20 protein-coding genes are annotated in these 20,157 nt (G+C 61.6%); 11 read left to right on the top strand and 9 right to left on the bottom strand.

Going from position 1 to position 20,157, the window contains the following annotated elements; translation table 11 throughout:
* Nucleotides 1-12: 12 nt before the first annotated feature.
* Together MTX36_RS04405 and MTX36_RS04400 are read right to left on the bottom strand one after the other, a co-directional pair.
* Nucleotides 13-1,050: an alpha/beta fold hydrolase gene (locus MTX36_RS04405; RefSeq protein ID WP_243618513.1), complete on the bottom strand. Its 1,038-nt coding sequence runs from the start codon at nucleotides 1,048-1,050 to the stop codon at nucleotides 13-15.
* 175 nt (nucleotides 1,051-1,225) lie between these two features.
* Entirely contained in the window at nucleotides 1,226-2,185 is a 960-nt protein-coding gene (locus MTX36_RS04400) for a proteasome assembly chaperone family protein (RefSeq protein WP_243618512.1), read from the bottom strand.
* A gap of 316 nt (nucleotides 2,186-2,501) precedes the next feature.
* On the opposite strand from MTX36_RS04400, the gene MTX36_RS04395 reads away from it, so the two are divergent.
* Nucleotides 2,502-3,257 carry a sensor domain-containing protein gene (locus MTX36_RS04395; protein WP_243618511.1) on the top strand — a complete coding sequence of 252 codons (756 nt, stop codon included), beginning with the start codon at nucleotides 2,502-2,504 and terminating at the stop codon, nucleotides 3,255-3,257.
* 156 nt (nucleotides 3,258-3,413) lie between these two features.
* Complete coding sequence (locus MTX36_RS04390; protein ID WP_243618510.1) at nucleotides 3,414-4,544, top strand: DUF4192 domain-containing protein; 1,131 nt, start codon at nucleotides 3,414-3,416, stop codon at nucleotides 4,542-4,544.
* Here the strand turns inward: MTX36_RS04390 and galE are convergent.
* Complete coding sequence (gene galE, locus MTX36_RS04385) at nucleotides 4,541-5,524, bottom strand: UDP-glucose 4-epimerase GalE (RefSeq protein ID WP_243618509.1); 984 nt, start codon at nucleotides 5,522-5,524, stop codon at nucleotides 4,541-4,543. The genes MTX36_RS04390 and galE overlap by 4 nt on opposite strands.
* Nucleotides 5,525-5,532: 8 nt before the next feature.
* The gene (locus tag MTX36_RS04380; protein WP_243618508.1) at nucleotides 5,533-6,219 is read right to left on the bottom strand and encodes a metal-dependent transcriptional regulator; all 687 of its coding nucleotides are present in this window, start codon (nucleotides 6,217-6,219) and stop codon (nucleotides 5,533-5,535) included.
* Nucleotides 6,220-6,394: 175 nt separating this feature from the next.
* Here MTX36_RS04380 and MTX36_RS04375 point away from each other — a divergent pair, with 175 nt between their 5' ends.
* Both MTX36_RS04375 and MTX36_RS04370 read left to right on the top strand, forming a co-directional pair.
* Entirely contained in the window at nucleotides 6,395-7,666 is a 1,272-nt protein-coding gene (locus tag MTX36_RS04375) for an acetoin utilization protein AcuC (protein WP_243618507.1), read from the top strand.
* Between the two features lie 46 nt (nucleotides 7,667-7,712).
* A complete protein-coding gene (locus MTX36_RS04370) occupies nucleotides 7,713-10,376 on the top strand; it encodes a bifunctional GNAT family N-acetyltransferase/acetate--CoA ligase family protein (protein WP_243618647.1) in 2,664 nt (887 codons plus the stop codon).
* 81 nt (nucleotides 10,377-10,457) lie between these two features.
* On the opposite strand, the gene MTX36_RS04365 is transcribed toward MTX36_RS04370, so the two are convergent.
* The 3 genes from MTX36_RS04365 to MTX36_RS04355 all read right to left on the bottom strand — a co-directional run bounded on the left by MTX36_RS04365 (nucleotide 10,458) and on the right by MTX36_RS04355 (nucleotide 13,480).
* Nucleotides 10,458-11,435 (bottom strand): sigma-70 family RNA polymerase sigma factor, encoded by a 978-nt coding sequence (locus MTX36_RS04365; RefSeq protein WP_094272559.1) that lies wholly within the window; start codon nucleotides 11,433-11,435, stop codon nucleotides 10,458-10,460.
* A gap of 159 nt (nucleotides 11,436-11,594) precedes the next feature.
* A complete protein-coding gene (locus tag MTX36_RS04360) occupies nucleotides 11,595-13,082 on the bottom strand; it encodes a class I SAM-dependent methyltransferase (RefSeq protein ID WP_243618506.1) in 1,488 nt (495 codons plus the stop codon).
* A 38-nt stretch (nucleotides 13,083-13,120) separates the two neighbouring features.
* Nucleotides 13,121-13,480 (bottom strand): DUF3099 domain-containing protein, encoded by a 360-nt coding sequence (locus tag MTX36_RS04355; protein ID WP_243618505.1) that lies wholly within the window; start codon nucleotides 13,478-13,480, stop codon nucleotides 13,121-13,123.
* Nucleotides 13,481-13,565: 85 nt separating this feature from the next.
* Between MTX36_RS04355 and MTX36_RS04350 the strand changes: the two genes are divergently transcribed.
* Complete coding sequence (locus MTX36_RS04350; protein WP_094274965.1) at nucleotides 13,566-13,802, top strand: DUF3039 domain-containing protein; 237 nt, start codon at nucleotides 13,566-13,568, stop codon at nucleotides 13,800-13,802.
* Here the strand turns inward: MTX36_RS04350 and MTX36_RS04345 are convergent.
* Entirely contained in the window at nucleotides 13,775-15,004 is a 1,230-nt protein-coding gene (locus tag MTX36_RS04345) for a YihY/virulence factor BrkB family protein (RefSeq protein WP_243618504.1), read from the bottom strand. The genes MTX36_RS04350 and MTX36_RS04345 overlap by 28 nt on opposite strands.
* 256 nt (nucleotides 15,005-15,260) lie before the next feature.
* Between MTX36_RS04345 and MTX36_RS04340 the strand changes: the two genes are divergently transcribed.
* Nucleotides 15,261-17,060, top strand: a complete 1,800-nt coding sequence (locus MTX36_RS04340) for a DEAD/DEAH box helicase (RefSeq protein WP_374230419.1) — start codon at nucleotides 15,261-15,263, stop codon at nucleotides 17,058-17,060.
* 107 nt (nucleotides 17,061-17,167) lie between these two features.
* Here MTX36_RS04340 and MTX36_RS04335 read toward each other — a convergent pair whose 3' ends face one another.
* A complete protein-coding gene (locus MTX36_RS04335; protein WP_003942643.1) occupies nucleotides 17,168-17,359 on the bottom strand; it encodes a hypothetical protein in 192 nt (63 codons plus the stop codon).
* Nucleotides 17,360-17,593: 234 nt separating this feature from the next.
* Between MTX36_RS04335 and MTX36_RS04330 the strand changes: the two genes are divergently transcribed.
* The 5 genes from MTX36_RS04330 (at nucleotide 17,594) to MTX36_RS04315 (ending at nucleotide 20,151) form a co-directional block, all read left to right on the top strand.
* On the top strand, nucleotides 17,594-17,971 hold the full coding sequence (locus MTX36_RS04330; protein WP_243618503.1) for a DUF952 domain-containing protein: 378 nt from the start codon (nucleotides 17,594-17,596) through the stop codon (nucleotides 17,969-17,971).
* 73 nt (nucleotides 17,972-18,044) lie between these two features.
* Nucleotides 18,045-18,527 (top strand): cation:proton antiporter regulatory subunit, encoded by a 483-nt coding sequence (locus tag MTX36_RS04325; RefSeq protein ID WP_094272564.1) that lies wholly within the window; start codon nucleotides 18,045-18,047, stop codon nucleotides 18,525-18,527.
* Between the two features lie 7 nt (nucleotides 18,528-18,534).
* Nucleotides 18,535-19,707 carry a cation:proton antiporter gene (locus tag MTX36_RS04320; protein WP_243618502.1) on the top strand — a complete coding sequence of 391 codons (1,173 nt, stop codon included), beginning with the start codon at nucleotides 18,535-18,537 and terminating at the stop codon, nucleotides 19,705-19,707.
* 61 nt (nucleotides 19,708-19,768) lie between these two features.
* On the top strand, nucleotides 19,769-19,858 hold the full coding sequence (locus MTX36_RS30490) for a hypothetical protein (RefSeq protein WP_374230418.1): 90 nt from the start codon (nucleotides 19,769-19,771) through the stop codon (nucleotides 19,856-19,858).
* A gap of 11 nt (nucleotides 19,859-19,869) precedes the next feature.
* Complete coding sequence (locus MTX36_RS04315) at nucleotides 19,870-20,151, top strand: hypothetical protein (RefSeq protein WP_243618645.1); 282 nt, start codon at nucleotides 19,870-19,872, stop codon at nucleotides 20,149-20,151.
* The last annotated feature ends 6 nt before the right edge of the window (nucleotides 20,152-20,157 follow it).

Here is a 20,157-nt window from a genome sequence, read left to right as displayed (position 1 = left end):
CGTTGTCGGTGATCAGGTTGCGCTGCGCTCGTCGGAACCCATCGCGTCGAGCACCGCCATCCGCGTCGACGACGAACCGGTGATCATGTTTTCGCCGACTCCGGCAATCAGCATGTGCCGCCACCGTGCTTCGTCGAAGGTCAACGGAACAGTGGTCGAGAGGAAGTCTTCGACGACATGCAGGAAACGGATGGGGTCGTCACGGAACGGGAAGTGACCCGATCCGCGGAAGATTTCGAGGCGAGAATTGGGCATTGCAGCGTGCGCAAGATGAGCGTGAGAAACGGGGATCACGGAATCGTCGTCTCCCCAGATCAGCTGAACCGGGAGATTCTCCGTCAGATAACACCGATCGAGCATGGTGACCACTTGACCTCGCCAATCGACCACGGCGCGCAAAGTGCGGAGGTATGCCTCGTAGGCGGTGGGATCGGGCAATTCGGCGAGCACCCGGATCAGATCGGGAGTGTCGTGGAGCATGGTTCCCGGACGAAGGTTTGATCCGTGGACCGCACCGGCAAAGGTTCCGGCGAGTCGTACCAATGGCATGGCCCCGGGTAGGCGAAGGAGTTTGAGAACTTCGTTGACCACCGGCACCGACATGAGTCGCAGAATCGGATGCACGTCCTTGGTGATGCCGCCCGCAGAGACCAGTACCAGACGATCGACCATGTTCGGGAACTGATAGGCGAACTGCATCGCGACGCCACCACCGAGTGAATGCCCGATCACCGAGACATGTTCGATGCCCAACGTCGACAACAGATCGCGCATGCCGTTGGCGTAGGCGGCCACCGAATAGTCGGCACGCGGTTTGTCGGAACGGCCGTGACCGAGAAGGTCAGGCGCAATCACGGTGTAGTTCTTGGCGAGGTGGGGGATTATTTCGGTCCACGTGGAGGAGTTGTCGCCGATTCCGTGGAGCAGGAGAACTGCGGGACCCTCGCCGGCGATTCGAAACGCTCGACGGTAACCGTGAATTGTCCGAAACATCATCCGCGGTTCCTCGTCGGGTACCGGACGGAGCTGTCGCGTTCGGGGTCTGCTCATGTCGCCTCCAGGATCATGGCGTGACCTCGGCTGACTGATGCGCTCCGATTCGTTGAGCCGTCAACAAAAGCTACGCTGAATTTGAGGCTATCCGACGAAAGTGTCGAGGACAACATTTCAGATAACGGCAGGGTTGCGGAATGCGCACAATGTGCACATTCCGCAACCCCGTTCGTCAGTTCTGGTCGGTGTCGCCATCTCCGGGAGCATCGAACTCTCCGCTGCCGGCCTGTTCGGCCAGGAAGCGCTCGAATTCGGCCCCAATCTCGTCTCCACTGGGGAGATCGGCCTCTCCGGCCAACAGGGACGCCTGTTGTTCCTGGGCTGTGACAAAAGTGTCGTATTGCCGTTCCAGTGCCTGGACAACCATCTGAACTTCTTCATTCGCAGCAATGTGCTCGTTAACCTGTTCCCGGACTCGCGCCGAGGCTTCGCCCAGGGCGGCCAACGGGAATTCGAGCCCGGATACCGTGGCAACATTTTCGAGCAGAGTCTCGGCTGCGCCGGGGTAGTCGGTCTGCGCGAGGTAATGCGGAACATGGACCGAGAAGCCTACGGCTTCGTGCCCGTGCTGAGCCATCCTGAATTCGAGCAGCGACGACGCGCTACCAGGCACCTGTAATTCACCCGACCAGCGCTGATGGTCGCCGATCAGTTCCTTGTTCGTGGAATGCGCAGTCAAGCCCAAGGGGCGGGTGTGCGGAATTGCCATGGGGATTGCGTTCAAACCGATGGTCTGACGAACGCCCAGTTGTTCTGCGAGCAATCGAACCGCGGTGGTGAACCGTTCCCACTTCAGGTCTGGTTCCATACCGGCGAGCAGCAGGAACGGAGTTCCGACGGTATCGCGCAGTGCGTACAAGTTGAGCGTGGGCTCGGCGTAGTCCGAGAAGTGATCGGCCTTGAATGTCATCAATGGCCGACGCGAGCGGTAATCGATCAACTCGTCCACAGCAAACGATGCGACAAGTTCGGTTTCGAGGCTCTCGCGCAGGTGCGTCGTTGCAAGCTTTACCGCGTGACCTGCATCGGAGTATCCCTCAAGTCCGTGAATGAGGACCGGTCCCTGGCCGTCGGCAGCAGACAATTGGGGTGCCGGGAATTCCAGCTCGTACATTTTCGACTGGTCGTCCATCGCAGTCCCCTTCTTTCGCAGTGCTTCATTCCAGTGTCCACTATCAGCGACGGCTGATTGGCAGTGGAGTCACTCTTCGGTCGAGGTTCCTCTTATGGAACACGCCCGCTGTGCTCGGGCATTCCCGAAATCGTGCACTGGTGTGTTCGCCGCGAGCGAATATTGGTTTAGGGGGGTTTCTTCGCGGGCGGTCCGGTTTCGACACCGTCGGCCGCCGTGACGGCAGTTCCACGATCCGGGAGTCGGACATGGCAGAGTGACAGTGAGGCACTGCCGCCGTGGATTTCGGTTCGGCTGCAGCCGAATGGAGGCGCACATGCAGAACGGCCGAGGAATGTTGCGAACACAGGTCTGTGGTGTCGCCGCAGCGATCGCCGCCGTCGGCCTGCTGGCAGGCTGTGCGCAGCCGGTGCCAGGAGCGGCCGTCGCGGATCCGGCAGTGGCGTCGCCGAGTGCGGTCGATGCGACATCTGTTACCCGTTCACCGGAGCCGGCTGCGAAGCTTTCCGATCTGCTATTGACTCCGGCAGAGTTTCCCAAGCCTTTCGACGCGGTTGTGCTTCCCGCGCAGGCTGTGCCGATGGCGGCACCTGACCTCGTCGGCGTTCCGCGCGGCGCCGCAGTCGATCCGGTCGATTGCGCTCCGCCGAAACAGGATTACGGACCCGAGGGCACCGTCATGGCCGTCGGGACCGACAACTCGACGAGATCAACGATTTCCGTGGAACTGACGCGGATTGACAGCAGCCTCGCCGAGTTGGAGGCGCAGACCGAAGATTGCACGTCGATGACCGTGACTGCCAATGGCGTTATCACGACGGTCACCACAGTCATTCTTCCGCCGTCGCCGATCGCTGCGGACCAGACTTTATCGCTGAGACGGACAGTCACGGCGCCGTCCTCGGCCGCCGGTGACCAGTCCATGTTGACCCTGCTTGCCCAGGTAGGCGACGTGCGAATTTCCGCCACCCTCATGACATTCGGGGCGGCAAACGGAGCGGGTAACGCTGCCACAGCTGAACTCGACCAAGCATTTACCGCAGCCGTTCAGAAGGTTCGCGCGGGCAGCTGAGAATGATGCAGGGCCCACCGACAGGTAGTGGCGTCGCGCAAGGTGAAAGCTCGATTCATCCCCAGCCTTCCGCGTAATCCACAGATGTCATTTCTGTCGACGTTTTGCCAGGTCGATCAGTGGGAGACTTCGGTGGTACTTGTCATGGTTTGTGGCATGACAACATCACCGTTTTCCCGCGAATTCGAATCCTCCGACCATGACGAGAGCACCTCGGCGCTGCCTCTGTCCGAACACCTTTCGGATCCCGGCGAATTGATTGCCGCAATTCCGGCGCTGTTGGGATTTCGCCCGGTCGATTCGATAGTCGCGATGTGCTTGATGGACACCACCCCGAAAACGCTTGGCCCGATCATGAGGCATGACTACTTTCCGAACATCGGTTCCGAACTTGCGCCCGCGATGCATGCGGCCCTCGCACAGTTCGTCCGAGTCTGCGCGGTGGAAGGAACGGTTGCCGTGATCCTCGTGATGGTCGGAGATCATCCTCTCGGTGAATTATTCGACATCGCAGGTGAATTCAACGACATGCTCGTCGGCGAGGGAATCGACCTCATCGATGTTCTCTGTACTGCCGAGATCGCACCCGGCCGCGAATGGATGAGCGTGTTCGCGCCGGACCGCTACGGGAGATTGCCTGATCCGGCGGCGTCGTCGGTGGCTGCGGCGCAGGTGTTCGGCGGCCGCGTCATCAGGGGGTCGAGAGAAGAGTTGGTGCTCGCGGTGCGCGGTGAATCGCCCAACCACACGTCGATCGGATCGTCGATCGACGTGGAACGAGCATCCGTAGCGTCAGCGCGGTGCGCGGCCCACTGTTCGAACGATCCCTTCGCCCAGGTTCGACGGGAGGTTGAGACCGTTCTGATTTACGTCGAGAGTGTCGAGTGCGGGATGTACCCCGACACCTACGAGTGCGCACAGTTGGCGCTCATGTTGTCGGACGTGCGCGTACGCGACGCAATCATGGGGCTCGCTGCAACAGAGTGCGCAAGTGCTGCGGAAGCGTTGTGGTCCATGCTCACACATGAGCTTCCAGTTCCGGAATGCGCTTGGGCGGCATCACTTTTGGGATTCTTTGCCTATGCCCGTGGAGACGGACCCCTGGCCGGCGTTGCGCTGGCCTACGCGCTGGAAGCGGATCCCGAACACACTCTTGCCGGCTTGCTCGACAAGTCGTTACAAGCCGGCATCAGGCCGGACGGAATCCGCGAACTCGCGACCGTCGGCCTCACTCTCGCCGGGGAATTGGGTGTCACTCGAATGCCCGAAATGCGGCGGACGAACTAACGAGCTGCGTGTGAAGCAGCGCCCAAGTCTTGAAGGAACTGCCATGCGTCGGCCACGATCACGTCGAGGTCGGTACGCGTTGGCGTCCATCCCAACTCAGCGATTGCCTTGTCGCTGGACGCGATGAGAACTGCAGGATCACCCAGGCGTCGGGGTGCGTCCTCGACGTTGATCGGTAGGCCGGTTACACGGGCGCAGGATGCAATGACTTCACGGACGCTGAACCCCGTACCGCTGCCGAGGTTGTAGATGCGGTGCTCCGCGGGCGTGGCCGATTCCAGTGCGAGCAGATGTGCTTCGGCCAGGTCGAGAACGTGAATGTAATCGCGAACCGCGGTGCCGTCGGGAGTCGGCCAATCGGTGCCGAACACCGAGATCTTGTCTCGTTGGCCGAGTGCAACCTGGAGGACGAGGGGAATCAAATGTGTTTCGATAACCCGATTTTCGCCGGCGGACTTGTACGCGCCCGCGACATTGAAGTATCGCAGGCTGGTCGCCGCGAGTCCGTGCGCGATCGAGTACGACGTGATCGCGTGATCGATCGCGAGTTTGGATGCCCCGTACGGATTGGTCGGGCGGGTCGGGGCGGTCTCCACGATGGGCGACTGCTCCGGCTCACCGTACGTCGCTGCCGTAGAAGAGAACACCAAGCGCGGTGTACCCGAGAGACGAATTGCCTCCAGAAGAGCAAGGGTGGTGACTACGTTTCCCTGCCAGTACTTTTCGGGATGCAGTACCGATTCGCCGACAAGGGACTGTGCCGCGAAATGCAGCACACCGTCGAACTCGGCGGAATTTCCGAGGACCTCTGACGCGAGCTTTGCGACGTCGCCTTCGATGAACTCGGCACCGGCGGGAACAGCATCGGCATTTCCGGTGGAGAGATCATCGATGATGACAACCTCATGTCCACGTTCGAGCAGAACTGTGCTGCAGACACTTCCGACATAGCCGGCACCGCCGGTGACCAAGAGTTTCATGAAGACCTTCAGACCTGCTTTACCTGTACGGCGTGTGCCATTTCTTCGGACAATTCGAACCCGCTGTGGCCGGGCACCGTGATGGTGACGGAGCCGGGCCGTGTTTCGACGGTGACTCTGGCGTCAGGAACGACGCCGGCTTCACGCAACTGCGCAATGAGTTCGGGATCCGACTGCACGTGCTCGGCGAGCCTGCGCACAACGACTGCCGTCGGCTTGCCCGGCGGAACGTCGGTGAGGCGCATCAGCGTCTCGGGCGTGCTGGTTACTCCGGCCAAACCCAACTGATCGAGCCCGGGGATCGGGTTACCGTACGGCGAGGTGGTCGGGTTGTTCAGAACGACAACAAGTCGCCGCTCGACTTCCTCGCTCATGACGTGCTCCCAGCGGCAAGCCTCTGCGTGCACGTCTTCCCACTTCAGCCCGATCACATCCACCAGCAGGCGCTCTGCCAATCGATGCTTACGCATGACCGATACCGCAAGGTCGCGGCCCTTGTCGGTGAGCTCCAAGTGTCGATCGCCGGCAACAGTCAGCAAGCCGTCGCGCTCCATGCGAGCAACGGTTTGGCTGACGGTGGGTCCGCTCTGTTCGAGCCGTTCGGCGATCCGCGCCCGGAGTGGGACAACGCCCTCTTCTTCCAAGTCGTAGATCGTCCGGAGATACATCTCCGTGGTGTCGACTAGATCCTTCACACTCAACCCCTTCGTCGGAAGTCATTCTACCGTTCAGTTCACTGATCTTGTGCCGCTCGCGCAGCGGCGAGTCCAGGGCATTGTCCGTATTCACGTTTATCGGCGCGATTGCCTGGCCGGGAGAGTGCAATGGTGTGGTGCATGGCACGAATCGAACAGCAAGTAGCGTGATCGCATGACCGCCTCGATCAGATCTGACGGGGACCCTGCGCCGCCTCGAACAAATCGAGTTGTGGTGTGGAGTCCGGAGTACCTGAGTTATCGGTGGAGTAACGATCACCCGATGAACCCGACGCGCCTCGACCTCACGATGGAACTCTCGCGAGGGCTCGGATTGCTCGAGGGAATCGAGTTCCTCGAGCCCACTCCGGCTACCGATGTCGACCTCCTGCGGATTCATACTCCCGCTTACCTTGCGGCGGTGAAACAAGCAGGCCATTCTGCGTCCAACGGTGTCACGGGCGCAGATGTTCCCCACGGCCTCGGAACCGAGGACAATCCGGTGTTCCCGCAGATGCACGAGGCGAGTGCGATTCTCGCCGGTGGATCTCTCGCTGCGGCAAAAGAAATCGCGTCGGGTCGCACGCGACGAGCCGTCAGTATCGGCGGCGGCATGCATCATGCGATGGCCGACTGGGCTTCCGGTTTCTGTGTGTACAACGACGCGGCAGTTGCGATCTCCTGGCTCCTCGACAACGGATACGACCGCATCGCTTACATAGACGTCGACGCCCATCACGGTGACGGCGTGCAACATGCGTTCCTGGGTGACCCCAGAGTTCTGACGGTCTCGCTGCATCAGCATCCGGCAACACTGTGGCCCAACACGGGCTGGTCCAGTGAAGTCGGAGACGGTGCGGCAGAAGGAACAGCCGTCAATATTCCGGTATTACCGGGAACCGTCGACGCGTTGTGGCTGAGGGCATTTCATGCTGTCGTTCCGGGCGCGATCGCGGCGTTTCGCCCGCAGATCATCATCAGTCAATGCGGTGTGGATTCGCATAGAGAGGATCCTCTCGCCGATCTGGCCTTGACGGTCGACGGTCAGCGAGCGGCGTTCCTGGCGATGCGTGACCTTGCGGATCGCTACTCCGAAGGGCGTTGGCTGGCTGTCGGAGGCGGGGGGTACGGACTGGTGCGGGTTGTACCGCGTGCGTGGACACATCTCATTGCGGCGGCTCTCGACCGTGAGATCGATGTGAATACAGCAGTTCCGGACGGATGGAAAGAAACGACCGGAGCGCTCGCACCCGGTGTGGATCTACCGTTGACGATGGGTGACGGCGGCGATGTGAACTACGCCAAGTGGGACGGCCCCGGTGGTACCCCCGAAACCGGAATTGCTTCCGTGGACCGAGCGCTCACCCGCATCGATTCCGCCATCATCGCCACGCGACGCGCTTCGTTCCCGCTTCTCGGACTCGACCCGGAGGATCCCCGTGACTGAACAGTCCGATACCGAACCGACAGTGTCCGAACCGACACCACCAACCGTGGCCCCGGCGCCTGATGCCGCGCACGACTATCCGCACAGTTGGGTTGTCGACGTCCTTGCCTCCGACGGTGGCGCAGTAGCACTGCGTCCGATCGTCCCCGAGGACGCGGACAAGTTGGTGGAATTTCACGGCAAGCTGTCCGAGCGAACCCGTTACCTGCGGTACTTCGGCCCGTATCCCACGATGTCCCAGAAGGACGTCAAGAACTTCACGACGGTCGATCATCACAATCGAGTGGCGTTTGTGATGATGCTCGGTGACGAGATCATCGCTGTCGGCCGATACGAGCGACTGCTCGACGTCGGTGACGGCAAGTCGGCGGAAGTCGCGTTCGTCGTTGCCGACGCCCATCAGGGCCGCGGCCTCGGGCCGATTCTGCTCGAATACCTGGCTGCTGCTGCAGCGGAGAACGGTCTGACGATGTTCGTGGCCGAGGTGCTCTCGGAGAACCGCAACATGGTGACGGTGTTCCGGGAGGCCGGGTATCAGGTCAGTCGATCATTCGACGGGGGAGTGCTGCGTCTGGAGTTTGCGATCGACCCGACGGAAGCTCTGGTTTCCGTACGTAATTCGCGTGAACGCGCGGCAGAAGCCCGAAGTATGGGCAACGTTCTGCGCCCTCGATCGGTTGCGGTGATCGGTGCGTCCGCCGATCCGGCGAAGGTCGGCAATGCGGTTCTGACGAACTTGTTGCGCGGCGGTTTCACGGGGCCGGTCTACCCGGTCAACGCCGAACATCGTTCCGTCCACGGAGTTCGCGCCTACAAGACCGTTCGCGAGATTCCGGACGATGTTGATCTGGCCGTGGTCGCGGTTCCCGCCGAATCCATCAACTCGGTCCTCGACGACTGCCTGGACAAGGGCGTCAAAGCGCTTGTCGTGGTGTCCTCCGGATTCAGTGACAGCGGCCCGGACGGTCGGGCATCCGAACGTAAACTTGTCCACGCTGCCCGGGCGCACGGTATGCGACTTATCGGCCCGAATGCGCTGGGTGTTGCAAACAACGATCCGTCGATTTCATTGAACGCGACGCTCGCACCGGTCCTGCCCGCAGCGGGCAACGTCGGATTCTTCTGTCAGTCGGGCGCACTCGGAATTGCCATCCTCGACGAGGCTGCTCGCAGTCGAATCGGATTGTCCGCCTTCGTCTCTGCTGGAAACCGCGCCGACGTATCCGGCAACGACCTTCTGCAGTACTGGGATTCCGATCAAACCACCGAAGTAGTGCTCCTGTACTTGGAGAGCTTCGGTAACCCACGGAAGTTCTCCCGCATCGCTCGGCGGGTGGCGCGAAAGAAGCCGATCGTGGCCGTCAAGAGTGGCCGCCACGCCGTCCCGCCGGTCCTGGCGGCAACCGGTGTGGAGATCGACGATTCTGTAGTCCGTGCGCTGTTCGAGCAGGCCGGCGTCATCCAGGTCGGATCGATCTCTCAACTCTTCGACTGCGCACTGCTGTTCGGGTATCAACCGCTGCCTGCCGGTCCGCGTTTGGCAGTCATCGGAAATTCCACAGCCCTCGGTGTACTCGCGGCCGACGCCGCTCGCAGTGAGGGCCTTCAAGTCAGCGATCCGATCGATCTCGGTGCACAGGCCAGTCCGGAACTCTTCGCGTCCGCGGTCCGTGACGCCCTCGGCTCCTTCGACGTCGACGCGGTTATTGCCGTCTTCGTTCCGCCCGTCGCCATCCCGGTCGAGCCGTTTGCCAAGGCCCTCAAGGACGCCGTCGCCGGATCGGACAAGCCGATTCTCACCACCTTCCTCGCTGCGGAGGGTGTGCCGGAAGTGCTGACGATCCGCGACGACGCCGGCAACCCCACCCGCGGATCGGTACCTTCCTATCCGGGGCCCGAACGCGCCGCACTGGCATTGGCGCGGGCCTGGCGCTACGCGGAATGGCGAAGCAAGCCTGCGTCGAAGGTGGTTCGGCCGGCGGGAATCGACTCGGAGCGTGCTCGCGCCATGGTTGCGGATTGGCTCGAAAATTCGCCCGGCCGTTGGCTTTCCGACGTGGAAGCGGCAGCGCTCCTTGCCTGCTACGGGGTCGACGTCGTCGAATTCCGTTCGGTACTGAGCGAGGACGAAGCCGTCGAGGCAGCCGACGCGTTGGGCTATCCCGTCGTGGTGAAGGCCACCGGTGAACTGTGGCGGCACCGCCCCGATCTCGGCGGGGTCCGTCTGGACCTGGTGGGTCCGGATTCGGTTCGACTGGCGTACAGCGATCTGGCTGCGGCGTCGGGCGAGCCGCTCCTCCATGTGCAGAAGATGGCGCCGAAGGGAATCGGGTGTGTGGTGGCTGTGCAGGACGACCCGTCGTTCGGTTCGCTGATCTCGTTCGGTTTGGCCGGAGTCATCTCGGATCTGCTCGGCGACCGGGCCTATCGCGTCCTACCGCTCACCGAGGACGCTGCGACCGAACTGATCGATGCGCCCAAGGCAGCGCCGCTGCTCTCCGGATACCGAAACGCCGTCCCGGTCAACAAGGCTGCACTGGTCGATTTGGTTCAGCGGATTTCGACGCTGGCTGACGACATTCCGGAGGTCCGGGAAATGGCCTGCGAACCGGTCCTGGCGTCGGCGGTCGGAGCGGAGATCACTGATGCGAGGGTGCGAATCGGGCCGGAGCCGAGTGCGGTGGATCTAGGACCGCGTCGCTTGCGCTGAGATAACGCACAACACCGGCCCGATCCGTTTCCGAGTGGAAACGAACCGGGCCGGTGTCTTTGGCTTTATGTACTGACTGGATCAGCTGGCGTCGGCGTACGAGCGCAGCTTCTCGGCGCGATCGCCGACCCGAAGCTTGCCCATGACCTCACGTTCGATCTGGCGGACACGCTCACGGGAGAGTCCGAAGAGCTTGCCGATCTGATCGAGGGTGCGAGGCTGGCCGTCGTCGAGACCGTAGCGCAGACGGATGACCTGCTGTTCACGCTCGTCGAGAGTGCCGAGCACGCTGCGGACGTCGCTGTGAAGCAAACCGGCAATGACGGCGTTCTCGGCTGACGTTGCTTCGGCATCTTCGATGAAGTCACCCAAGGGAGCTTCTTCGTCGCTGCCCACCGGCATGTCCAGGCTTACCGGGTCGCGGCTGTGGTCGAGGAGATCGGCAATCTTGTGGGCAGGAATGCCCGACTCTTCGGCCAACTCGTCGTCTGTTGCTTCACGTCCAAGTTGCTGATGCAGTTCACGCTTGATGCGGGCAAGCTTGTTGACCTGTTCCACGAGATGGACTGGGAGCCGGATGGTGCGACTCTGATCAGCCATACCGCGGGTGATCGCCTGACGGATCCACCACGTTGCGTACGTCGAGAACTTGAAGCCTTTGGCGTAGTCGAACTTTTCCATCGCTCGGATGAGTCCGAGGTTGCCTTCCTGGATGAGGTCCAGCAAGGGCATACCGCGTCCTGTATAGCGTTTGGCCAAGGACACGACCAGTCGCAGGTTGGCTTCGAGCAAGTGGCTCCGCGCGGACTGACCTTCACGAACGATCGTTGCGAGATCCCTCTTCTTGGCGACTGTCAGGCGCTTTCCCGTGGCGAGAACGTGGCTGGCGAACAGCCCCGCTTCGATTCGCTTCGCCAGTTCGACCTCGTCGGCTGCTGTCAGCAGCGCGGTGCGTCCGATTCCGTTCAGATAGACACGAACCAGGTCTGCGGACGGGCTCTGGGCGTCCAGATCCGCAGCGCTCGGGCGAATGCGAGTAGTGGTGCTGGGGCTTGTCATGACTTGCCTCCCTATCGGCGGTCTCTCACAAGGTTCAACGTGTGAGAGTTCCAGATAAGTTCCCGCAGCGAATTCTCCGAAAGCGCCCTGAACTGCAGTGTTCCCGTTCTCGTCCTGAGAAGTTGCTGAGAACTCGAAAATCTGCAACCTGATCGGAACTCAATTTGTGACGGGCAACACCAATCCGTGACGAACCAGTGATAGCAACAGGCTGACGACCCCGCCGCTCAGGACTTCGGGGTCTTCACCGTTGGCCGCAGCGAGGAGTTCCACCAACTCCGCTACGACCAAACCGTCGGCACGCAGGCCCGCGAGAAGAGCGGCTCCCAGATCGTCGATCTCGTGCTGCCAATGTGGGCCGTTGCCGCGGTGGACTCGGGTGACCACCTGCTGCCACCCTTCCTCACCCGGCAGGTAGACGCGTTCGAGTGCAGTATTCGGATCGACGACAAACCGTTCCTGCAGTACATCGTGCTCGCGCAGCCACGCGACGCGATCGAAGTAGGCCAGGGCTTCGGGGCCGAGCGGGTCGGAGAAGCCCTGCAGAAGGTCCTCGGCCATCAAGTCGGTCGGAGAGTCGGTACGGCGCAGGAAGACGAACCCGAAGCCGACACCTTCGACGTGTGACTCTTCGAGATGGTCGAGCCAGGCGTTGGCACGAGCCTCCGTCGCCGGATCGCGAGGATCCTGGCCACCGTCCTTGAGCCAGGTTCCGACGTACAGAGCGGGATCCGCGACGTCGCGCTGAACCACCCAGGCGTCGACGCCGTGCGCCGGCAGCCACGACGCGATGCGTGATCGCCAGTCTTCGCCTTCGATGTGCACCCACGACGCCAACAGTGCTGCCGTGCCGCCTGGGTTCAAGTAGTCGATGGAACGAGAAATCATCAATTCGCTGGCGCCGTCGAGATCTAGTCCCGAGTCGCGGTACGTGTGGTGAACCCGCGCCTCGCCGACGACAAACGGGGGATTCGCGACAACCTGATCGAAGGTGCGTCCCTCCACCGGCTCGAACCAGGAACCCTGATGCAATTCGACGTCGAGGCCGTTGAGCGCCATGGTGGCGGCGGTGAGATCGATCGCTCGCTGGTTGATGTCCGTCGCGGTCACCGAATCTGCGTAAGTCATTGCATGCAGAGCCTGGATTCCGCAGCCGGTACCCACATCGAGAACACTGCCGACGCGTGCGGTCGGTGTTGCCTGCAGTAGTGACAGCGATGCATGTCCCACGCCGAGAACGTGATCACTCGTTGTGGCCTGCGTCCGGCGAATTCCACCGTCCAGGTCCGAGATCACCCAGCGATCTCCGGCACCGACGTCGAGGGGACGTAGATCGACCGCTGCACGCACGACGGAGTTGTCACCTTCGAGCAGTCCCGCGTCGATGGCATCGTCGACGCTCAGCGGCGTCAGGGCAGCTTCGACATCTGAGCGCGGACAGTCGTCGGCGAGAAGGAACAGCCGAACGAGCACACCGAGATCACCGTGCTCGCGGCTGGCGCGTCGAACGGGAACCGGCTCACTGCGGCCCAGGGCAGCGTGAGCTTCCGGACCCAAGGTTTCCAGAAGGGTTCCGGTGTCGAACTGATTGCGACGCAAGGCGGTACGTAGTGCCGGAGTGATGGACAGGAGTGTTTCGCTTCTCACTCGAGCATTCTCGCAGGTGCACCGTCAGTGGACGCGAGTCAACCTTCGATCGTGTGGTGTGTTCCTGCTTCGAGGGCCCCGGAGTTGTGCCGTGGGCCGTCGTAACGGCTGGGCTCGTCCTTGGTTCGCGGGGGACGATCATTGGCGATCAGGACCGCGATCCAGGGGAGCGGGATGGACGCACCGATGATGAGCATCGAGACCCAGCCGTTTTCCCAGATGCCGTAGGCGATGGCGGCAAAGATCAAGGCGGGGAAGCGGAAGGCCATGATCGTCATGTACTTCCGGACTCGCGCTTTGTGCTGCTCTTCGACGGAGAGCTGTGCTGCGGTAATCAGTACGGGATTGTCGGGTGTTCCGGCTTCGTCGGACTCGCCGAACGCGCCATTTCGTGCCATGGGTCCACTGTTCCACTCTCGGCCGACAATTGCACACACGACCCGTCGGTCGCATCCCCGCGAAGGAGGCGGCATTATTGGAGGGGTGAGCACTCAAACCAAGGAACGTCCCGACGTTTCCACAGACGAAACAACCGACGACGACACCCCCAAGTTCTTCCATTACGTGAAGAAGAACAAGATTGCTGAAAGCGCCGTCATGGGCACCCATGTTGTCGCGCTGTGCGGTGAAGTCTTTCCCGTCACCAAATCGGCGAAACCTGGATCGCCGGTCTGCCCCGACTGCAAGAAGGTCTACGAAGGACTACGTAAAGGCGAGTGATCGCGCTCCGCGTGATCTAGCGGCGAGTGATCCTGCTCTGCGTGATCTGACACACAATCCGAACTCGGCGGATCGACAGTTTCGACATCGACCGCCGGGTTCGTCGTGTCCGAATTCGCGCGCAGACTCCGCGGCCGCCCATACGAGGGAACCGTCGCAGGGTCGGCCTTGTCGCCGGAGATGCGGATGGGGCTGGTAGTCAGACGCCATGTCAGGCTTGCCACCGGGCCGACGTCGTCGTCGTCGCTCTGTTGCGCGACAAGCCACTCGCGGACCTGTTCCATGCGGGTCGCGCGCGCCGGCCAGAATTCTTGGACCGTGGCATTGAACTCGGCACCGAGCACCACCGCGAAACCGAGAAAGAACGTAAAAAGCAAGAAAGCAATCGGCGTCGCCAAGGCGCCGTACGTGTATCCGGCGCTCGACACAAATCCTAGGTACCAGCGAAGACCCGTACTTGCCGCCATGAAGAACACACCCGCCACCAGCGCCCCGGCGAGAAGTCGGTGCCACGGCAGTGACTTGGGCAAGGCGACTTTGTAGAGCGTCGTGAGACCGATGATCACCAGTAGGCCGACCGCGGGATAGTAGAAAGTGTCGACCAAATGTGAGCCAACTTCGTACCAGGACGGTGGGAGTGCCCGGCCGATCATCGTGGGGCCGAGTGCGACCAACGGCAGCGTGAACACCGCCATGGTCAGGAACATCACGTACAGCAGCAACGCGAAGATTCTCTGCCAGATCGGGTTGCGTGCGTCTTGCTGGCCGTGAGCATCGACTATCGAATCGACGAACGTCGAGATGGCCGAGGACCCGGCCCACAGTGACAGCAGGAAACCCACCGAAATAATGTCGGGCCGACCGCGCTGGAGGATATCCGTGACCGTCGGCCTGATGATCTGATCGACGACGCTTTCGCTGAAGATCGTTCCGCTGAAGGTGACGATCTTCGATTCGATGATCTCGACCGTGTTGGGGCCGAACCAGCCGCCGATATAACCGATCATGCCGAGCAGTCCCAGGAGCAACGGTGCGAGTGACAAGGTTTGCCAGAACGCAGCGGTTGCGGCCTTCCCGAAGATCGAGTCGTCCCACGCCTTGCTGAGAGTGCGCCCGATCAATTGACCGGTACGGCGCAACGGGTGCCATCTACGGTGATGTAGATCACTCTCGTGAGACTGTTGGTCCGGCTCGTCGCTCATGATCACTCCAGCATTCCTGATGACATGCCAGGTTGCCCAACTGCAGCACTGCTGTGTCGCATTTTTTTCTGACACAACTTGTGTCCGTCGTCTCTCTAAATCCCTGGTGGAGAACGCCCTTCCAGTGAATCCGGCCATGCCGAAGTACTTCGGGTGCGGCTTTCGTCGGTGGCTGCGGTTACGCTCGTCGCCGGACATTCATTGAAAAAATCTAGGAGCTCGAGACACCAGTGCGAATCCAGCGGAGGCGCGGCCGATGACGTCTGAGGCAGTTGCGGTTAGAGCTAGCGGGGCGGCAGAAGTGACAGGGCAGGCCGACGCCGACAACTCGTCCGAGAGCACCGGAGGGCAACCTGCCGCCTCGATGCAGTCGCTTCGCGCCTGGCAGCGACGTGCGCTCACGAAGTACCTGTCGAGCAGTCCTCGAGATTTCCTCGCGGTGGCAACTCCGGGTGCCGGCAAAACGACGTTTGCGTTGCGGGTTGCGTCGGAGTTGCTCCGTGATCGAACCGTTGATCAGATCACGGTTGTCGCGCCCACCGAGCACCTCAAACATCAGTGGGCGGAGTCGGCGCAGCGCTCGGGCCTGGCTCTCGACTCGCGGTTCTCCAACTCCACCGGCCAGACGTCCAGCGACTATCACGGTGTTGTTCTGACGTACGCCCAGGTTGCGGCGCATCCCACCAAACACCGGGTGCGCACCGAAGGACGCAAGACGCTGGTCATCCTCGACGAGATCCACCACGGCGGAGACGCCAAGAGTTGGGGCGAGGCCATCCAGGAAGCATTCGGTGACGCGACCCGCCGATTGGCTTTGACGGGAACTCCGTTCCGAAGTGATGACAGCGCAATCCCTTTCGTGCAGTACGAGCCCGACAAGGAAGGTCTGCTGCGGTCGAAAGCCGATCATTCCTACGGCTACGCCGATGCACTCAAGGACGGCGTTGTTCGTCCGGTGGTGTTTCTCGCCTATTCGGGTGAAGCTCGTTGGCGCAACAATGCCGGCGAAGAATTCACGGCCAGGCTCGGTGAACCGCTCAGCGCCGAACAGACGGCTCGGGCCTGGCGCACCGCCCTGGACCCTACGGGCGACTGGATTCCTGCCGTCCTGCACGCAGCACACACTCGTTTGGCGCAGTTGCGCAGCGGCGGCATGCCCGACGCCGGCGGTTTGGTCATCGCGACCGATCAGACGGTCGCTCGTGAATACGCCAAGGCCTTGACCGCGATCACCGGTGAGGTGCCGACGGTGGTTCTCTCCGACGACCCCACAGCCTCGAAACGGATTGCCGAATTCGGTGCTAGTGACGACAAGTGGATGGTCGCCGTGCGCATGGTGTCGGAAGGAGTCGACGTTCCACGTCTGGCGGTCGGCGTGTATGCGACTAGTGCCTCGACCCCGCTCTACTTCGCGCAGGCGATCGGCCGTTTCGTGCGTTCGCGTCGCAAGGGGGAGACAGCGAGTGTCTTCCTGCCGTCGGTGCCGGTTCTGTTGGATCTGGCGTCGCAGCTGGAAGCGCAACGTGACCACGTCCTCGGTAAGCCGCACCGTGAGAAGGACGGGCTCGACGACGATCTGCTTGCTGACGCCAACAAGCAGAAGGACGAGCTGGGCGAAGAGGAGAAGGCATTCACCTCACTCGGTGCCGATGCCGAACTCGACCAGGTGATCTACGACGGTTCCTCCTTCGGAACCGCGACGTTCTCCGGAAGTGACGAGGAAGCCGACTATCTCGGGTTGCCTGGGTTGCTCGACGCCGATCAAATGCGCGCGCTGCTGCGTCAGCGTCAGTCAGCACAGGTCGACAACAACACTGCGAAGGCTGCCGCGCCGGCACCGACCGCAGCTGTCGTGTCGGATCGCGCTGCGGCAGCTGATCAACTGGGTGCATTGCGCAAGGAACTCAACGGACTGGTTGCGATGAACGTGCACCGCACCGGAAAGCCCCACGGAATCATTCACGCGGAATTGCGTCGGGTGTGCGGTGGCCCGCCGACGGCCATCGCAACGGTCGATCAGCTCACCGAACGCATCGCGATTCTGCGAAGTTGGTAGCCGAAGTCGGCTAGCTGAAGACGGCAAAACGGGCGATCACATAAATGTGATCGCCCGTTTCGGCGTTCATGGTGCGCCTCGTGAAGAGGCCACCCCCGGCTGACTGGTCAGATTGCGGGTTCACTCTCGGAGACGACGGCATTCATCTCGCGAAGTCGATCCGCGTGTTCGGTTGCGTGGTGTCCACAGAAGAGAAGCTCGCCGCCGGTGGGAAGCACCGCGCGTACGCGGGCTCCGGCACCGCACCGGTCGCACCGGTCGGCAGCGGTCAACTGTGGGCTGGTCAGTGTTCCGGGCATGACTCCTCCGTACTGGCTAGCGGCTTTCGTGCCGTGTGCCTGGGGCCTGGTCCGCCGCGTCGGAATGGCGCGGTAGATCCACTCTTACAGACGTTTGGGGTTCATGGGTTGTTCCCGCATACGTTTCTTAGTGTCGTGTCTCACTGGAAATGCGCTGGGCTGGGGTTCTGGTGCTGAAATTGTTCGCTGACAGCTGATTCGAATTTTTCGCCGACAGCTCGATAGTCTGGGCCGATGAAACCGGAATCCGGACAGAACGAGAGCGAACCCGTCGAGTTGCTACACATGTGCACGCGCGCCGAATGGGAGCGCGCGCAGGAGATCGGTGAGCGCATTCCGGACAGATTTGCGGCCGAAGGATTTGTTCACATGTCGACTCCGTACCAAGTTCACCTGCCGGCCAATCGGATTTTTGCGGGCCGGGACGACGTCGTATTGCTAACCCTCGATCCCGCGCTGTTGGGCGCAGACGTGAAGTGGGAGCCAGGAGTTCCGGCGGATCCGGATTCGATGCGATTTCCGCATCTCTTCGGTCCGATACCCGTCGGCGCCGTCATGTCTGTCACCGAGTACCGGCCCGACGTGAACGGGGTATTTCCGGCACTGCGGTGAAGGCTGCGAGTAGCGAGCAGCAAATTGCAACCCTATTGCGGTGGATGTCGGCGATCGGCGCTACCGTTGATCTATGAATGTAGAAGTCACCCCACTACCGGGCATCGGGACTCGCAAAGATTTTGTCCTGGCTTCCGGTCGCCGCGTGGGTGTCGTCACTCACCGTGACGGTCATACCGACCTCATCGTCTCCAAGGCAGATGATCCCGATGCCTGTGCTGCCTCGTTGCCGCTCACCACGGAAGAAGCCGCTGCGTTGAGCAATCTTCTGGGTGCGCCTCAGTTGGTTGCGCAACTCGAAGAGGAGCACAGCGATGTTCCCGGGATCCGTACGAAGCAGTTGTACATCAAGGACGGTTCCCGCTACGACGGACAGACTCTCGGTGATACGGGAATGCGAACACGCACCGGTGTCTCGATTGTTGCAGTCATGCGCGCGGGGCAGGTGAACCCGTCGCCGAACCCTGATTTCACTTTTACCGGGGGAGATCTCCTGGTTGCGGTCGGGACACCGGACGGTCTCGCCGCTGCGGCAAAAATCTTGACCAACGGCTGACTGACGCGTGAACACAACCACCCTCGCGCTGATCGAACTCGGCGCGGTCTTTTTCGTGCTCGGATTACTCGGAAGGCTTGCAGCTCGGTTCGGCATGTCGCCGATCCCGTTTTACCTGATCGGCGGCCTGTGCTTCGGGCAGGGCGGATTCATTCAGCTCGGCGATATCGGTGAGTTCTCGCACCTCGCCAGTGAAATCGGCATTGTTCTCCTCTTGCTTCTGCTTGGCCTCGAGTACACCGCAGCGGAGTTGATGACTGGGCTCAAACGCTCGCGGGTCGCGGGCTTGGTCGATCTTGTCCTCAACGCGACACCGGGCGCGGTAGTCGGACTCATGCTGGGCTGGGGTGTTGTCGGTGCGACGGTCATGGCCGGTGTCACCTACATTTCCTCGTCGGGAATCATTGCGAAAGTTCTCAGCGACCTCGGGCGTTTGGGTAACCGTGAAACGCCGGTCGTCTTGTCGATCCTGGTGTTCGAGGATCTCGCGATGGCGCTCTACCTGCCTATCTTGACGGCGATGCTTGCCGGCGTGAGCTTCATGGGTGGGCTGGAAGCCGTGGGAATCTCGCTGTTGGTGATCACCGTGGTTCTCGTGGTGGCACTGCGATATGGGCGCTATGTCTCCGCTCTGCTGGACAGCCCCGACAGTGAGACGTTGCTGCTCAAATTGCTGGGTGCGGCATTGTTGGTAGCTGGCATCAGTTCCGCGATGCAGGTATCAGCCGCCGTCGGCGCCTTCCTTCTCGGTATCGCGATCTCGGGTTCGACGGCACGCAATGCCAGTCGGGTCCTCGAGCCGCTGCGAGATCTGTTCGCGGCCATGTTCTTCGTCGTGTTCGGGCTCAACACTGATCCGAGCACAATTCCGCCGGTCATCGGGTGGGCGGCGTTGCTGGCCGTGGTCACGGCTGTCACCAAGCTCATGACGGGTGCTTGGGCCGCCAAGCGACAAGGTGTGGCTCGGATGGGTCAGGCCCGCGCCGGCGCAGCACTGATTGCACGCGGTGAGTTCTCGATCATCATCGCTGGACTTGCCGTCTCTGCCGGTGCCGTCGAGGCTGAATTGGCGGCGCTCGCAACGGCATACGTTCTCCTGATGGCAGTGATCGGTCCGGTTGCGGCAAGAATTGTCGAACCTGTCGCCTCGATGTACATCAAAGTTCGTACCAAAGCCTGATTTCGTCGCCAGCAAGGCGTTTCACGACGCACTGACAAACGTCGAAGCTGCCAACGGCGCGGTGATGTCTCACCGCACGTCGGGCAAGGACCGCAACGGGCGGATGACGGCAGTTCTGCTCACCATCCCGGCGTGGACCGGGAGGCGGTGAATGCCGACTACATGTTGAGCAATCACTATCTGGGCGGTACGTCCCCCGGCCCGGCGCTTCCGGGCGGTCGTGAAGCGATCGTTTCGCGGTCCAGCCGGTTCGAGCAGTCCTGGCTCGATGCTTCGTTTGCGGCCTTCGACCAGAAGTACGGCAACTTTGACAATTACGTCGGCAGGGATTGGGTCTCACCGACGCAGATATCGCGTCGCTGCAGGAAAACTTCTCAACTGAGATCTTGTCGAAATAACAGAACGGCCCTCGGATCAAGGATCCGAGGGCCGTTCTGGATGTAAATGTTG

It is taken from the genome of Rhodococcus sp. ARC_M6 (assembly GCF_022810305.1).
Classification (GTDB): Bacteria; Actinomycetota; Actinomycetes; order Mycobacteriales; family Mycobacteriaceae; genus Rhodococcus_F.
This window is presented reverse-complemented; position numbering and strand designations above follow the sequence as displayed.

Excerpts from the sequence above, each read along its gene's own strand:
- MTX36_RS04340 (WP_374230419.1), top strand. The coding sequence starts at position 15,261 with ATGACGTCTGAGGCAGTTGCGGTTAGAGCTAGCGGGGCGGCAGAAGTG.
- MTX36_RS04355 (WP_243618505.1), bottom strand. The coding sequence starts at position 13,480 with ATGGCACGAAATGGCGCGTTCGGCGAGTCCGACGAAGCCGGAACACCC.
- MTX36_RS04335 (WP_003942643.1), bottom strand. The coding sequence starts at position 17,359 with ATGCCCGGAACACTGACCAGCCCACAGTTGACCGCTGCCGACCGGTGC.
- MTX36_RS04345 (WP_243618504.1), bottom strand. The coding sequence starts at position 15,004 with ATGAGCGACGAGCCGGACCAACAGTCTCACGAGAGTGATCTACATCAC.
- MTX36_RS04395 (WP_243618511.1), top strand. The coding sequence starts at position 2,502 with ATGCAGAACGGCCGAGGAATGTTGCGAACACAGGTCTGTGGTGTCGCC.
- MTX36_RS04405 (WP_243618513.1), bottom strand. The coding sequence starts at position 1,050 with ATGAGCAGACCCCGAACGCGACAGCTCCGTCCGGTACCCGACGAGGAA.
- MTX36_RS04365 (WP_094272559.1), bottom strand. The coding sequence starts at position 11,435 with ATGACAAGCCCCAGCACCACTACTCGCATTCGCCCGAGCGCTGCGGAT.
- MTX36_RS04375 (WP_243618507.1), top strand. The coding sequence starts at position 6,395 with ATGACCGCCTCGATCAGATCTGACGGGGACCCTGCGCCGCCTCGAACA.
- galE (WP_243618509.1), bottom strand. The coding sequence starts at position 5,524 with ATGAAACTCTTGGTCACCGGCGGTGCCGGCTATGTCGGAAGTGTCTGC.
- MTX36_RS04315 (WP_243618645.1), top strand. The coding sequence starts at position 19,870 with ATGTTGAGCAATCACTATCTGGGCGGTACGTCCCCCGGCCCGGCGCTT.
- MTX36_RS04400 (WP_243618512.1), bottom strand. The coding sequence starts at position 2,185 with ATGGACGACCAGTCGAAAATGTACGAGCTGGAATTCCCGGCACCCCAA.
- MTX36_RS04325 (WP_094272564.1), top strand. The coding sequence starts at position 18,045 with ATGAATGTAGAAGTCACCCCACTACCGGGCATCGGGACTCGCAAAGAT.
- MTX36_RS04330 (WP_243618503.1), top strand. The coding sequence starts at position 17,594 with ATGAAACCGGAATCCGGACAGAACGAGAGCGAACCCGTCGAGTTGCTA.
- MTX36_RS04390 (WP_243618510.1), top strand. The coding sequence starts at position 3,414 with ATGACAACATCACCGTTTTCCCGCGAATTCGAATCCTCCGACCATGAC.